Origin of the sequence: Pseudoalteromonas sp. 20-92 (assembly GCF_030847595.1) — a bacterium.
Lineage (GTDB): Bacteria > Pseudomonadota > Gammaproteobacteria > Enterobacterales > Alteromonadaceae > Pseudoalteromonas > Pseudoalteromonas fuliginea.
Window position 1 is genome coordinate 1 of sequence record NZ_JANJGQ010000004.1, and the last position, 13,783, is coordinate 13,783.

Consider the following 13,783-nt stretch of genomic DNA (forward strand, 5'->3'; position numbering starts at 1 on the left):
TGTTTTGGTCAACACAACTGTATCGAAAAACTCGAGGAACTTTCTATATGATTATCAAATCTTGACTTCATACATCATTATTTCTCACAGCCAAGTTATTACTTTTTATTGAAATTCTACCAATTGCCATGAGCATACGGCTGAAAAAAGTGACTTATCTTAATTTTTAAGCACAAAAAAGCCCGCAGCGTTAACTGCGGGCTTTTTTATTGAATGAGTGAGTCAGCCGGTAAGCCGGGTTTTGTCCTTTCCGAAGAAAGTGATAATCATTCGTCTAGGCCATAAATCGCTCTATGGCTCAAGCAACCTACCCGGTTCTCACGTGGGCCACGCGTTCATTATTTAAAATGATAGAACCCTATTTGGTCTTGCTCCGAGTGGAGTTTACCTTGCAACCGACTATTACTAGCGGCCCGGTGCGCTCTTACCGCACCCTTTCACCCTTACCAACCCGAAGATTGGCGGTCTCCTCTCTGCTGCACTTGTCGTGGGCTCACGCCCCCCAGCCGTTAGCTGGCACTCTGCCCTATGGAGCCCGGACTTTCCTCCCCCTGATCATTTTCGTCACAGGCAGCGATCATCTTGGCTGACTCGGCGCGCAGTATACATGAGGCTAATACCAAGCGCAGTAAAATTTACTCTTTTTCTTCAATAATTGTTTTGTATAAAGCGTTTTTCTTCATTCCAAAGTATTCAGCAACAACGCCACAGGCTTTTTTCATTGGCATTTCACTCTCAAGAAGTGCCAGCATTTTGCGCGCTTCAGGCGGAACATCGTCTATTTGCTTTGGTTTGCCCGCAAGCATCAGCACTATTTCGCCGCGCTGCTTGGTAGGATCATCTGTTAAAAACTGTTTAAGCTCACTTACACTACCATTAAAAAATGTTTCAAAGGTTTTGGTTAGCTCTTTAGCAAACACAATGTGTTGATCGTCGCCAAGTGCTAGTGCTAAATCATCAAGGCTTGCCATAATACGGTGCGTACTTTCGTACATTATACTGGTGATACCTGAGTTAACAGCTTCGGTAAAAAAGTCTTGCCGAGCTTTGCTTTTAGCTGGCGTAAAGCCTAAAAACTGAAAGCGGTCGGTTGGTAAGCCTGAACAACATACAGCGGTAATAGCTGCACACGCACCAGGTATAGGTGTCACATGCGCGCCTTGCTCACGGCATAAGTTTACAACCGCGTAGCCTGGATCACTAATTAGTGGTGTACCAGCGTCAGATACTAAAGCAATATTTAAACCTTGATTAAGTTGATCAATAATTTGTTGTGCTTTTTGCTTTTCGTTGTGGTCGTGTAATGCGAATGTTTTAGCCTTGATACCAAAGTGGCTAAGTAGCTTGCCGGTATGGCGAGTATCTTCAGCAGCTATTAAGTCAACTTGCGATAATGTCGCGATTGCACGATGACTTAAGTCGTCATAATTGCCAATTGGGGTGGCTACAATGTAAAGAGTGCCAATTTTCTGTGAATTCTCCTCATTTAACATTGAGGTCTCCTGCGTCAGTCAGTAATATAAGCAAATCGCGTTAACGTATTGGGAAATCATTGTGCGACTTAAACTAGTTAGTCTATTAATTATATTGTCAGGGTTATCGGCGTGCAGCACAACCGAAAAACCAACTAAAAACAGTGATAACTTCAGTAACAGTGCAAATGTATTAAAAAATCAAGCTACCAGCGCACAATCTATCTATCAATTGGCTCAAAATCGTCAAGGGGCTGATAAAATACAATTGTTGTATAGCGCAAGAGATGAAGCTATTACAGAGCAAAACTGGCCGCTACTAGAAAAAATAGGTAGCGACCTTGAATTAACAGCCAGTGTTGATCAAATTCAAAACCGTCTTTATATTGCGTTTGCGCAAAAAAAACAGGATAAAAATGCTCAAGCCTTGGTTATTCTACAATCGCTAGACGGGCAACTAACCCAACCCGAGCACTTTGCATGGCATCAGTTTTTAACTGCCAGTATTTACGCATCACAAAATTTTCCTAAAAAAGCGGCCCCTTATTTCTTTAGGGCATCTGAGACAGCAGCTAAGAATAATATTGAGATCCCACAGCTTAATCAAAACTTGTGGGATAACTTAAAAAAACTGTCATCTTATGCATTAGAGCGCTTTAACCGAGGTTCAGTAATTCAACAAGGTTGGGCTAACCTTGCCTTATATCATCAAGTATATACAAGCAGCGGTGTTGAGTTAGATCAAGCAATCAATAACTGGCGACGCCGCTATGTTGGACACCCAGCGGTAACGGTATTACCTAAACAAGATGAATTGTTTACAGAGTTTTCCCCTATAAATATAGAACGTTTGGTTATACTGCTCCCACAATCAGGCCCAAATGAGCGATTAGGCGATGCACTCAAAGCCGGTGTTCTAGCTGCGCTTGATAAACAAAACATTAGTGAAACTCTGTTTCTAGATGAAAACCTAAACACTGAAGAACTTGCAGCTAAAATTGAGGAAATAAACCCCGACTTTGTTGTTGGACCTTTGTTAAAAGCCAATATTGATAAACTTACAGCAGCTAATACCTTGATAAATATACCGGCTCTGCATTTAAATACCTTTGATGGTGAGCGTATTTCATTGCAGCATTACTTCTTTGCACTGAGTCCTGAACACGAAGTAGAACAAGCTTTAGAACACTTTTTAGCCATGGGCTACCAAAAACCAATGTTGCTTGCACCTAATAATGTAAATGGCCAACGTTTAATTGACTACTTTAATTTACAGTGGCAACGCTACAGTGAAACCAAACCTCAGATTGGCCTGTATAATGATAAAAAAGACATGCCTAATACAATTACCAGCTTACTAGAAGTTGATAAGTCTAAAGAGCGTATAAAAACTGTAAAAGCACTTTTTAAACAAGAAGTAGAGAACGAAACGCGATCGCGTAGTGACATAGATGTTATTTACATTTTAGGTGATGCAATAGAAACCCGTTTAATTAAACCTTACCTTGATGTAAATGTAAGTACATTTGCTGATCGTATCCCACTTTATGCCAGCTCTAAAAGTCATAGCAAACAAATTGACCGTACAGATAAAGGTGATCTAGAAGGGCTATATTTTACTGAGCTCCCATGGATGCTTAACTCACAAGTTAAACTACATACCTTGCGAGCACAATATGACACTTTATGGCCTGAACAAGTTGATATAAGCCAACGTTTATTTGCTATGGCGTATGATGCAATATTAGTACTTCCAGAAATAAGGCAATTAAGTATTGTGCCTGGCAACGAATTTAGTGGTTTAAGCGGTAAGTTATCTATAAACAGCAATGGGCACATAGAGCGAACATTAAATTGGGCGCAGTATTCTAATCGTCGTATAAAACCTGTGCAGTTAAAAACGCAGCGCCCAATACCACTATTTATGCAATCAGCAAATACAATACAAACAAGTAATTAAAGGGGGCGACATGTCGTGGTTTAAAGAGCTGTGGCAAAATAGCCGTGAAAAAGGTCAGTATTATGAGCTCCAAGCGCAAAAATATTTAGTATCTCAGGGATTAACCCCCATTGAGCGTAATTATTACTGCCCCTTTGGTGAGCTTGATGTCATTATGAAAGAAGGTGACACCCTTGTTTTTGTAGAAGTTAAATTTCGCAAAAACAATGCGCGCGGCGGCGCTAATTATGCATTAAGCCCGCAGAAGCAGGCAAGACTAAAACGCAGTATTTATCATTACTTAGCCGCTAAAAACTTAACAAATGAAGCGCTTAGAATTGATTATGTAGCCATTACAGGAGAATCATCTCCCAAAATTAACTGGCTTAAAAACGTATTTTAAATACTTAGGCAATATAGGCTTAAGTTCATATAAAGATTAAGTATAAATTATTGGTAGGCTATGCAAGATACAATTAAAGAAATTTTTACAGAGAGCATTCAAGTACAAATCGCTGCAGGTGAAGTATTACCCAGTGCACTTGAATCAGCAGCATTTACCATTGCACAAAGCTTAATAAACGGTAATAAACTCATTTGTTGCGGCACTGCAAATTGCCATATGCTAGCCCAACATATTGCGGGTGTACTTGTTAACCATTATGAAACTGAGCGGCCGTGTCTCCCCGCGATAGCTTTGTCTCAAGAAAATATAAATTTAGGTCAAAATAACCAAGGCGATGATCACGATACATTTGCGCGACAAGTTCGTGCTTTTGCCCAGCAAGGGGATTTACTTCTTGCACTTGCTATAAACGGTAACGAAAAACATATTATTTCTGCTGTAGAGGCTGCACTTACTAAAGATATGAAAGTAATCGTGATGGTCGGTGATGATGGAGGGGAATTAGTTGGCTTACTTGGCCCTAATGACGTTGAAATTAGAACCCCTTCTAAGCGCCCTAGCCGTATTATCGAATCGCATTTAGTTAACTTACACTGTTTAAGCGAACTTGTTGATTTAACCCTCTTTCCACAGGATGAAAACTATGTTTAAACGCTCCCTTATTGTTTTAAGTACTGTTGTATTATTGCAAGGCTGTGCGGCCGCTATTGTTGCAGGTACAGCTAGTGCAGTAACAGCAGCGAACGATCGCCGCACTATTGGCTCACAAATTGATGATAACAATATTGAGATAAAAGCCAGCATTGCCTTGAGTGAGGTAGAGCGCCTTGAGAAATTTGCTAATATCAATGCAGTAAGCGTAAACGGTATCGTTTTATTAGTTGGTCAAGTCGCAAATCAAGAAATGAAAGGTGAAGCTCAACGTACAATTGAAGACGTTGCTGGTATTCGTAAAATTCATAATCAAATCCGTATTGGATCAAATATTGGTATCACCACACAAACCCACGACTCATGGTTAACCTCAAAAGTAAAAGCGCAGCTACTCACTGCAAAGAATATTAGTAGCAATAATATTAAGGTAGTTACTGAGAACGGTGAAGTATTTTTAATGGGATTAGTCTCTGAGTCTGAATCTAATCAAGCAGTAAACATTGCACGTAATGTATCAGGCGTTGAACGCGTAATAAAAGTTTTTGAATATATGTAGTTGTAAAATGATAGATAGCCTAATTACATACACCGGCTCGCTTTTGTATCAGGCATAAAAAAACCGCTTAATAAGCGGTTTTTTTTGGCATTTATGTATTATTTAATAACACGTAAATGAGAGCCTTTTTTCTTTTCAGGCTTTTCTGGTGGTGCTTCATCAATAAATTCAGCTGATGAGTCAACACTTTCAAGCTCTGGAGCAAAGTCGTCTTCGTCCCCTAAAAACTCGTCTGCTGTAAAGACCGTACCTTCACCATTTTCACGTGCATATATTGCCAGCACTGCACCTAAGGGCACATACACTTGCATTGGCTGACCACCAAAGCGCGCGTTAAAGCTAAGTTGGGTTAGGTCTAACGAAAACTGTGTGACTGCTGATGGACTTATGTTTAAAACAATTTGTCCGTCTTGAACAAACTGTGTAGGCACTTGTACATTAGCAAACCCAGCGTCTACCACTAAATGTGGCGTGCATTCGTTATCAACTATCCAATCAAAAAAAGCACGTAATAAATAAGGACGATTAGGCGTCATTATAAACGAATCTCACGCTCAGCTTCAGTTAAAGAAGCTTGGAATGACTCACGTTCAAATAAACGGATCATGTATTCTTTAAGCTCTTTAGAACCAGCACCATTAAGCTCAATACCAAACTCTGGTAAACGCCACAGTAGTGGAGCTAAGTAACAATCCACTAAGCTAAACTCTTCACTCATAAAGTAAGGAGCTTCACTAAAGATAGGTGCTACAGCTAGTAATGCTTCTGTTAACTCTTTACGAGCTTGAGCTGCATCAGATGCGTTATTGATGATTTTTTCAGCTAGGCTGTACCAATCTGTATCAATACGGTGCATCATTAAACGGCTACGACCACGCATTACCGGGTATACAGGCATTAGTGGAGGATGAGGAAAACGTTCATCAAGGTATTCCATGATGATATTTGCCTGATATAAACCAAGCTCACGGTCAATCAGTGTTGGCACTGTACCGTAAGGGTTAATTTCGTGAAGTGCTTCTGGCAGGTTATCTTTTTCAGCCAAATGAATATCTACACTTACACCTTTTTCCGCAAGTACAATTCGTACTTGGTGGCTATACATACAGTTAGCCCCAGAAAAAAGGGTCATTACAGGGCGCTTATTGGCAGCTACGGCCATGCCTACCTCCATTAAATCACTAAAACAGCAATAGGGGCTTAAGCCCCTATTGCAAAATTACCTTTAAATATGTTCAAACTTAATGAACATCTCTCCAGTATTCTTTCTTAAGCATAAATGCCAAGATAAACAGGATAATTAAAAATCCGATTACCTTAATACCTAATGCTTCCGACTCAAGACGTGAAGGTTCACCCACGTACTCAAGGAAGTTCGTTAAATCACGAGCTGCTTGGTCGTATTCATCTACGCTTAGTTCACCCGTACCATCTGTTTCAGTAGCAATAACTTTAGTCACAGTGTGACCATGCTCTTCTACTTCTTCAGTAATTGGCGTTGGCAAACCTTGCAGCTCTTGAAGAACATGAGGCATACCAACAGATGGGAAAACAATGTTATTTACACCAAACGGGCGAGATTCATCTTTATAAAACGATTTTAAGTACGTGTAAATATAATCTGGTGATTTTACACGAGCAATTAGCGTTAAATCCGGCGGAGCCGCGCCAAACCATTTTGCTGCATCATCTTTTGTAATCGCGTTAGTAATATGGCTACCGACTTTAGAACCGTCAAAAATCAATTGTTCTAAACCAACCTCTGTTGGGATACCAATATCGCGAAAAGTACGTTCATAACGTTGATACTGCATTTGGTGACAACCAAGACAGTAGTTCATGAACAACTTTGCACCGCGCTGTAGAGATGGTTGATCAGTAAGGTCGTTATTCGCTTCCATTAAAGGAACCGATGGACCCGCTGCCATAACCATGTTCGGCAACAAGTTTACTGATAAAGCAAATAAACCAATAATAAGCTTTTTCATCATTTCGTTAACCTCTCTGGCAATGGCTTAGTTTTTTCGTTCTTACTGTATACAAACAACAGTACGAAGAACATAAAGTAAGTCACAGTACAGATTTGAGAAATTATCGTCTTAAGGTCTGTTTGTGGAGTTGCACCCACCCAACCTAAAAGAACGAAAGTAACAACAAAACCTGCAATGTTCCATTTATGGAAACCACAACGGTAACGAACCGATTTAACTCTACCACGGTCTACCCAAGGTAGTAATGCAAGTACTACAATCGATGCACCCATTGCCGCAACACCGATTAACTTATCAGGGATTGCACGTAAGATTGCATAGAATGGCGTAAAGTACCAAACTGGGAAAATGTGCTCTGGTGTTTTAAGAGGGTTAGCTGCTTCGAAGTTTGGACCTTCTAAAAAGAAGCCATTCATCGCAGGCATAAAAAACACAACCCAACAGAACAATATTAAGAAACCAACCACACCCACAATATCTTTAACTGTGTAGTAAGGGTGGAACGGTATTGCATCAACAATATCTTTTTTGTCAGTGTAATACTCATGAAATTTAAATTTAGGTTTATCTTCTTCAGCTACAGAGCCTTTCTTACGCTTAATTTCAATACCTTCGGGGTTATTTGAACCCACTTCATGCAATGCAACAATGTGTAAGAAAACTAAGATTACGATAACCAGTGGGAGTGCAATTACATGTAATGCAAAGAAGCGGTTAAGCGTTGCACCCGATATTACGTAGTCGCCACGGATCCAAAGTGTTAAGTCATCACCAATAACCGGAATTGCACCGAATAGAGAAATGATTACCTGCGCACCCCAAAATGACATTTGACCCCAAGGTAATAAGTACCCCATGAACGCTTCAGCCATTAATGCCAAGAAAATAAACATACCGAATAACCACAGTAATTCACGTGGCTTTTGGTAAGAACCGTAGATCATGCCACGGAACATATGCATATATACAACGATGAAAAACGCTGAAGCACCTGTTGAGTGCAAGTAACGCAATAACCAGCCATATTCTACATCTCGCATGATGTATTCAACCGAGGCGAATGCGCCCTCAGCAGATGGCACAAAGTTCATCGTTAACCAAATACCTGTAAGAATTTGGTTTACTAGTACCAGCATGGCTAGTGAGCCAAAAAAGTACCAGAAGTTAAAGTTTTTAGGTGCTGGATACTGTGCAATGTGCATATTCCAAACACGTGTCATTGGGATTCGGTCGTCTATCCAACCAATAATCTTACCAAACATTAGACTACCCCTCTTTCTTCGCCCACTAAAATAGTGGTTTCATCTAGAAAAGTATAAGGTGGTATTTCTAAGTTTAATGGTGCAGGTACCGATTGAAAAACTCGGCCAGCCATATCAAATTTAGAACCGTGGCATGGGCAGTAGAAACCATCGTCAGTCCCTTCTACTTTTTCGCCAAAGTTACCTTGTAAAAAGCCAGGAGAACACCCTAAATGCGTACAAATACCTACAGCCAAAAATATTTCTGGGCGTAATGAACGGTAATCATTTGTTGATGATTCTAATTGTTGTGGCTCTTGCGATTGTGGATCACGAAGTTGACCTTCATGTTCTTTCATCTGCTCAAGCATTTTTGGGGTACGTGATACAACCCATACAGGTTTACCACGCCACTCGACACGTATTAATTGTCCCGGCTCAAGTTTGCTGATATCTACTTCCACAGGCGCACCCGCAGATTTAGCTCGCTCACTTGGATTCCAAGACGCAATAAAAGGAACAGCAGCCCCAGCCGCACCAACACCACCAACAACAGAGGTAGCTATGGTTAAAAAGCGACGTCGGCCATTGTCTACAGGCGCATTGCTCATCCACTTATCTCCACTTACGATTCTCAACACTTGCTATATTGAGAACATCAGTTACAGCAGGTTAATTATTCGAAATTTTTAAAATAGAAACGATCATAATTAAAACCCTTGATTAAAACAAGGTTATTCACAGCCTCATGCTCTAACACACCCTACTTCACCTAGGGTTCAGTAAGCCAGTTTGAGTATAGGGCCGAATAGTCATAATATCGTTTCTGTAAAAACTATGTACTGACCAAGATCAACTTCACTAAGCGAAAACTCTAAAACGGTGCGTAGTGTCGTAAAACTCGATCGTTTTACTTCCATGCCAATTGTAGCAAAAAATTCCACCAATTAACTGATGGATTTAAACTAATTACGATAATTATTTAACTTTTTTGCAGCTATCTGAGTATTTTTTAACTTTCGTTTATTAAATACGCTGTTATTGAGGAGTTTGATCAATACAAGTAACTGTAATTATTAAGCCTAGGCACGATAACGAGTCAATTTAGGCATATCTTTCATTGTTGGAATTACTATTTTTAAAAACAAAAAACCCAGCATAAGCTGGGTTTTGAATTTTTGATAACGTATAGATTAACGTTTTGAGAACTGTGGACGCTTACGCGCTTTCTTAAGACCCACTTTCTTACGTTCAACTTTACGTGCATCACGAGTAACGAAACCTGCTTTACGAAGTTGTGGACGTAATGACTCGTCAAACTCCATAAGTGCACGAGTAATACCGTGACGGATAGCACCAGCTTGACCAGTTGTACCACCACCAGAAACGGTGATGAAAAGATCAAATTTTTCAGTCATATCAACTAGCTCAAGAGCTTGATGAACAACCATGCGTGCTGTTTCGCGACCAAAGTACTCTTCTAAAGAGCGCTTGTTGATTACGATGTTACCAGTGCCTGGGCGTAAGAATACGCGAGCACTTGAACTTTTACGACGACCTGTACCGTAGTATTGATTTGCCATGATGGTGCTCCTTAAATGTCTAGAACCTGAGGCTGTTGTGCAGCATGGTTGTGCTCAGTACCTGTGTAAACTTTAAGTTTACGGTACATAGCGCGGCCTAAAGGACCACGTGGCAACATGCCCTTAACAGCCTTCTCGATGATCATTTCAGGCTTTGCAGCTTGAAGTTTATCAAAAGTAGTAGACTTAAGACCACCTGGAAAACCAGAGTGTGAATAGTACACTTTGTTTTTGAATTTGTTACCAGTTACAGTAACTTTTTCAGCGTTGATAACGATGATATAATCACCAGTATCTACGTGCGGTGTATATTCAACTTTATGCTTACCGCGTAGGCGATGAGCGATTTCAGTAGCGATGCGACCTAAAGTTTTACCTTCAGCGTCAACTACGTACCAGTCACGTTTTACTGTTTCTGGTTTAGCAACAAACGTTTTCATTTATAAAAATCCAATGTTTTTCAATTAAAACCACAAGTAGTTAATATTAACTACTGCTCTAAGTTTGCTACAACCCCTTCGAGTTTTAGACTTTTGCGCCGCTCACAAGTGGCTAGACTATATGATGGCATAGAACGCAACGTGGCAGACGCGGGAGTATACCAGCACTTAAAACACATTGCTACTCGCCGGTTGTTTTTTCCACAAGAAATTTTAGAAATAAGAAGTACTATATATGTACCTCTTGTTTTTAAGCGTTGGCCTATTACACATTTGCCTACTTACTTTAAACTAAATGCTCTTTAGCTAAATACTCTAAAGACTGCATTTCTTGCAAACGGCTTATACAACGCTTAAATTCAAAATTAAGGTTACCTTGAGTATAAAGGTCGGTGATCGGCTTCTCAGCTGAAATTATTAAAGTTACGTGGCGCTCATAAAATTCATCAACTAAAGCAATAAAGCGCCTTGCAGCATCATCGTTAGTTTGCCCAAGCTGTTTCACGTTAGAAATAATAACCGTATTGTATAGGCGACTAATCTCCATGTAATCGACTTGGCTTCGCGCTGTTTCGCACAATTCACTAAACTCAAACATCACAACACATTTAGCTACTTTGCGCGTTTTGATTAAACGCCCTTCTATCTCTATAGGCTCATCTAATTGGCCAGGCTCTGAGGAAAGTTTATCGAAGTAATCAAATAGGTTTTTATCTGCTTGTTCGTCAAGCGGGCTATGAAAAATTTCGGCTTGTTCTAGCGTACGTAATCGGTAATCGACACCTGAGTCTACATTTACTATTTCTGTATTGAGTTTAACCAACTCAATAGCTGGTACAAAACGCGCACGTTGTAAACCGTTTCTATAAAGATCATCAGGTACTATATTTGACGTTGCAACAAGTACAATACCGCGTGCAAATAATGCCTCCATTAAACCACCTAACAGCATGGCATCTGTAATGTCTTGAACAAAAAATTCATCAAAGCAAATTATGTCTGTTTCAGCTTTTAAAATATCCGCGACTTTTTCTAATGGGTTTACAGTATTGTTTAGCTTTTTAAGTTCATCGTGTACGCGATGCATAAAACGATGAAAATGTACGCGCATCTTCCGCGTGCCTGGTAGGGCTTCATAAAAAGTATCAACTAAATAAGTTTTACCACGCCCTACTCCTCCCCAGAAATATAAACCTTTTATAGGCGCTGGCTCATCTTTATTAAAAAGCTTGGCAAAAAAGCTTTTTGATTTTATTTTGTTCTGGGTTAAATCGTCATATAAACGCTGTAAATGGCGCACTGCATTTTCTTGTGCTACATCATGTACAAAGTCATCTCGTTTCAAATCTTGTTGGTATGTTTGCCAAGGAGTCATATCTATTTACAGTTAAAATGCAGTTTAATTTGCAAAGCATATTAACACGCATCAATACTCGGGGTATATTACACTTAGTATGATTTATAATTGAATCAAGCATTCGTTAGTTATTTTCCCAAAGGGGTAGATTTATGGGCACAGTCACGTGGGTAGGTTTAATTGTTATTGTTGCTGTTATAGCTTTTTTTATTGGTGCATTTGTCACTAAAAAACAATTTAAACAGGATGAGTTGGAAAAACAGGCAGAGCAAGCTAACAATGCGTTAGAGCAATATCGTCAAGATGTAGCCGATCATTTAGCGAGTACAGGCAAGCTTGTAAATAAAATGAAAGAGAATTACGATCAACTACTTAGCCATGTTGAAGAAACCAATCAACTGCTGCTAGAGGATCGGAAGCAAACACCAGCTGAACCTTTCTTTTCAAAAGAAACTACTGAGCAATTACAAGCATCGATAAAAGAGCGCCGATGCGATCGCTCATCAGCAAAAGCACAACCTGCTGATTATGTTTCAGGCGAATCAGGTTTATTTGCAGGACAAAATAAAGTTTCAGAACATTCTAAAGCATCTTGATGAACTTTTTTTTAACCCCATAGTCTTTAGATATAACAGCTTTGTTGTTTTATCTTACTGATAAATTAAAAAGGGCTGCTTATGCAGCCCTTTTCAATTTTTTGCTTTTCTCGAAGTGGAGTAAACCCAGACTATGAAAATGAAATTATCACTTATCAGCGCAGCTATTCTTTCTACTAGCCTTTTATTAAGCCCGGTAGCGTCTTATGCAAAAATACCGGTTGCCGTAAATGGCCAGCAGTTGCCAACACTTGCCCCAATGCTCGAAAAAATTACTCCAGGCGTTGTAAGCATTCAAGTTTCAGGCTCAAAAGAAGTGCGTCGCCGTGCGGATCCACTTGAATACTTTTTCGGACAGCAACAGCCCCGAAGCCAAAAACGTCAATTTAGCGGTTTAGGCTCTGGCGTTATTATTAATGCTGATGAAGGTTATGTAGTAACTAATAACCATGTGATTCAAGATGCCGAAAAAATGGTTGTTACTCTTGAAGACGGCCGTGAGTTTGAAGCGATTAAAATTGGGACTGATAAAGAATCCGACATTGCGCTTTTACAAATCGACGCTGATGATTTAACTGAAGTAAAACTAGCAAACTCAGATAATTTGCGCGTGGGTGACTTTGCCGTTGCTATCGGTAATCCGTTTGGCCTTAGCCATACTGTTACATCAGGGATTGTGAGTGCACTTGGTCGCAGTGGTTTAAACATTGAAGGCTACGAAGATTTCATTCAAACCGACGCAGCGATTAACCAAGGCAACTCTGGTGGTGCTTTAGTTAACTTAAATGGTGAATTAATAGGTATTAACACTGCTATTTTAGGGGCTTCAGGCGGTAATGTTGGTATTGGTTTTGCTATCCCGTCTAACATGATGAAAAACCTAGTAGATCAAATTATTGAACACGGTGAAGTACGTCGTGGCTCACTTGGTATTTCTGGGCGCCCACTTGATGCAGGCCTAGCTAAAGCACAGCAACTTGACGTCAAACAAGGTGCCTACGTTATGCAAGTAATGGATGACACCGCTGCAAGTAAAGCAGGAATCAAAGCCGGTGATGTTATTGTAAGTATTAATGGCGGTGATATTAGCGGCTTCCATGAATTACGAAGCAAAATAGCAACCTTGGGTGAAGGTAGAGAAATCAAGCTCGGCATTTATCGTGACGGAAAAATTAAAACAGTTAAAGTTACACTCGATGGTGCATCAGGTGTTACGGCAACAGGGGAAGAGCTACACCCTGCTTTTCAAGGTGCTACGCTTGAAAACGTGCAAAAAAATAGTAATAAAGGTATTGAAGTTACCTCTGTAGATCCTCGTTCACCTTCAGCCCGTGTTGGTCTTGAAGAGGGTGACATTATAATGCAGGTAAACCGTCAACGCGTAGAAACAATTCGTGATATGAATAAGATCATCGATGACACAAAAGGCAATATAGTGCTTGGCGTGAAACGTGGCCGTGAATCTATATTTATCTTAATTCAGTAATAAATATTGCTATAAATGAAATAAAAGTAACAGCGGCACTTGCCGCTGTTATTTTTTTTATG

15 protein-coding genes and 1 other RNA gene are annotated in these 13,783 nt (G+C 40.0%); 6 read left to right on the top strand and 10 right to left on the bottom strand.

Annotated features, from left to right (window positions below; all coding sequences use genetic code 11):
- Nucleotides 1–214: 214 nt before the first annotated feature.
- Nucleotides 215–594, bottom strand: an RNA gene (rnpB, locus tag NRL14_RS05190) — RNase P RNA component class A.
- 41 nt (nucleotides 595–635) lie between these two features.
- A complete protein-coding gene (gene rsmI / locus NRL14_RS05195; RefSeq protein WP_306724156.1) occupies nucleotides 636–1,493 on the bottom strand; it encodes a 16S rRNA (cytidine(1402)-2'-O)-methyltransferase in 858 nt (285 codons plus the stop codon).
- A gap of 61 nt (nucleotides 1,494–1,554) precedes the next feature.
- On the opposite strand from rsmI, the gene NRL14_RS05200 reads away from it, so the two are divergent.
- From NRL14_RS05200 to dolP, 4 genes are read left to right on the top strand one after another with little or no spacing between them, the layout of a single operon-like run.
- Nucleotides 1,555–3,432, top strand: a complete 1,878-nt coding sequence (locus tag NRL14_RS05200; protein WP_306724157.1) for a penicillin-binding protein activator — start codon at nucleotides 1,555–1,557, stop codon at nucleotides 3,430–3,432.
- Nucleotides 3,433–3,442: 10 nt separating this feature from the next.
- Nucleotides 3,443–3,814 carry a YraN family protein gene (locus NRL14_RS05205; RefSeq protein ID WP_007379078.1) on the top strand — a complete coding sequence of 124 codons (372 nt, stop codon included), beginning with the start codon at nucleotides 3,443–3,445 and terminating at the stop codon, nucleotides 3,812–3,814.
- A gap of 60 nt (nucleotides 3,815–3,874) precedes the next feature.
- Nucleotides 3,875–4,468, top strand: a complete 594-nt coding sequence (locus NRL14_RS05210; protein WP_007379077.1) for an SIS domain-containing protein — start codon at nucleotides 3,875–3,877, stop codon at nucleotides 4,466–4,468.
- Complete coding sequence (gene dolP / locus NRL14_RS05215) at nucleotides 4,461–5,027, top strand: division/outer membrane stress-associated lipid-binding lipoprotein (RefSeq protein WP_008134588.1); 567 nt, start codon at nucleotides 4,461–4,463, stop codon at nucleotides 5,025–5,027. Before NRL14_RS05210 ends, dolP begins: the two co-directional genes overlap by 8 nt.
- 98 nt (nucleotides 5,028–5,125) lie before the next feature.
- Here the strand turns inward: dolP and NRL14_RS05220 are convergent, their stop codons facing one another.
- The 8 genes from NRL14_RS05220 to zapE form a co-directional block, all read right to left on the bottom strand.
- A complete protein-coding gene (locus NRL14_RS05220; RefSeq protein WP_007378323.1) occupies nucleotides 5,126–5,563 on the bottom strand; it encodes a ClpXP protease specificity-enhancing factor in 438 nt (145 codons plus the stop codon).
- Nucleotides 5,563–6,189: a stringent starvation protein SspA gene (sspA, locus tag NRL14_RS05225; RefSeq protein ID WP_007378322.1), complete on the bottom strand. Its 627-nt coding sequence runs from the start codon at nucleotides 6,187–6,189 to the stop codon at nucleotides 5,563–5,565. Before sspA ends, NRL14_RS05220 begins: the two co-directional genes overlap by 1 nt.
- Before the next feature lie 79 nt (nucleotides 6,190–6,268).
- Nucleotides 6,269–7,018: a cytochrome c1 gene (locus NRL14_RS05230; protein ID WP_008135840.1), complete on the bottom strand. Its 750-nt coding sequence runs from the start codon at nucleotides 7,016–7,018 to the stop codon at nucleotides 6,269–6,271.
- A complete protein-coding gene (locus NRL14_RS05235) occupies nucleotides 7,015–8,280 on the bottom strand; it encodes a cytochrome b N-terminal domain-containing protein (protein ID WP_007378320.1) in 1,266 nt (421 codons plus the stop codon). Before NRL14_RS05235 ends, NRL14_RS05230 begins: the two co-directional genes overlap by 4 nt.
- Nucleotides 8,280–8,870 carry a ubiquinol-cytochrome c reductase iron-sulfur subunit gene (gene petA / locus NRL14_RS05240; protein ID WP_007378319.1) on the bottom strand — a complete coding sequence of 197 codons (591 nt, stop codon included), beginning with the start codon at nucleotides 8,868–8,870 and terminating at the stop codon, nucleotides 8,280–8,282. The genes NRL14_RS05235 and petA overlap by 1 nt, the downstream gene beginning before the upstream one ends.
- A 582-nt stretch (nucleotides 8,871–9,452) precedes the next feature.
- Nucleotides 9,453–9,845 (bottom strand): 30S ribosomal protein S9, encoded by a 393-nt coding sequence (gene rpsI, locus NRL14_RS05245; protein ID WP_086007041.1) that lies wholly within the window; start codon nucleotides 9,843–9,845, stop codon nucleotides 9,453–9,455.
- An 8-nt stretch (nucleotides 9,846–9,853) separates the two neighbouring features.
- On the bottom strand, nucleotides 9,854–10,282 hold the full coding sequence (gene rplM, locus NRL14_RS05250) for a 50S ribosomal protein L13 (RefSeq protein WP_007378318.1): 429 nt from the start codon (nucleotides 10,280–10,282) through the stop codon (nucleotides 9,854–9,856).
- A 286-nt stretch (nucleotides 10,283–10,568) separates the two neighbouring features.
- Nucleotides 10,569–11,657, bottom strand: a complete 1,089-nt coding sequence (gene zapE / locus NRL14_RS05255) for a cell division protein ZapE (protein WP_007378317.1) — start codon at nucleotides 11,655–11,657, stop codon at nucleotides 10,569–10,571.
- Between the two features lie 134 nt (nucleotides 11,658–11,791).
- Between zapE and NRL14_RS05260 the strand changes: the two genes are divergently transcribed.
- Both NRL14_RS05260 and NRL14_RS05265 read left to right on the top strand, forming a co-directional pair.
- Complete coding sequence (locus NRL14_RS05260; protein ID WP_007378316.1) at nucleotides 11,792–12,235, top strand: YhcB family protein; 444 nt, start codon at nucleotides 11,792–11,794, stop codon at nucleotides 12,233–12,235.
- Between the two features lie 133 nt (nucleotides 12,236–12,368).
- A complete protein-coding gene (locus tag NRL14_RS05265) occupies nucleotides 12,369–13,721 on the top strand; it encodes a Do family serine endopeptidase (protein ID WP_007378315.1) in 1,353 nt (450 codons plus the stop codon).
- Nucleotides 13,722–13,783 lie beyond the last annotated feature (62 nt).

Bases quoted from the DNA above. Each gene is read 5' to 3' on its own strand.
- sspA (WP_007378322.1), bottom strand. From the start codon at position 6,189: ATGGCCGTAGCTGCCAATAAGCGCCCTGTAATGACCCTTTTTTCTGGG.
- dolP (WP_008134588.1), top strand. From the start codon at position 4,461: ATGTTTAAACGCTCCCTTATTGTTTTAAGTACTGTTGTATTATTGCAA.
- NRL14_RS05205 (WP_007379078.1), top strand. From the start codon at position 3,443: ATGTCGTGGTTTAAAGAGCTGTGGCAAAATAGCCGTGAAAAAGGTCAG.
- NRL14_RS05260 (WP_007378316.1), top strand. From the start codon at position 11,792: ATGGGCACAGTCACGTGGGTAGGTTTAATTGTTATTGTTGCTGTTATA.
- NRL14_RS05230 (WP_008135840.1), bottom strand. From the start codon at position 7,018: ATGATGAAAAAGCTTATTATTGGTTTATTTGCTTTATCAGTAAACTTG.
- NRL14_RS05265 (WP_007378315.1), top strand. From the start codon at position 12,369: ATGAAAATGAAATTATCACTTATCAGCGCAGCTATTCTTTCTACTAGC.
- rsmI (WP_306724156.1), bottom strand. From the start codon at position 1,493: ATGTTAAATGAGGAGAATTCACAGAAAATTGGCACTCTTTACATTGTA.
- NRL14_RS05235 (WP_007378320.1), bottom strand. From the start codon at position 8,280: ATGTTTGGTAAGATTATTGGTTGGATAGACGACCGAATCCCAATGACA.
- rplM (WP_007378318.1), bottom strand. From the start codon at position 10,282: ATGAAAACGTTTGTTGCTAAACCAGAAACAGTAAAACGTGACTGGTAC.
- NRL14_RS05210 (WP_007379077.1), top strand. From the start codon at position 3,875: ATGCAAGATACAATTAAAGAAATTTTTACAGAGAGCATTCAAGTACAA.
- NRL14_RS05220 (WP_007378323.1), bottom strand. From the start codon at position 5,563: ATGACGCCTAATCGTCCTTATTTATTACGTGCTTTTTTTGATTGGATA.
- zapE (WP_007378317.1), bottom strand. From the start codon at position 11,657: ATGACTCCTTGGCAAACATACCAACAAGATTTGAAACGAGATGACTTT.
- petA (WP_007378319.1), bottom strand. From the start codon at position 8,870: ATGAGCAATGCGCCTGTAGACAATGGCCGACGTCGCTTTTTAACCATA.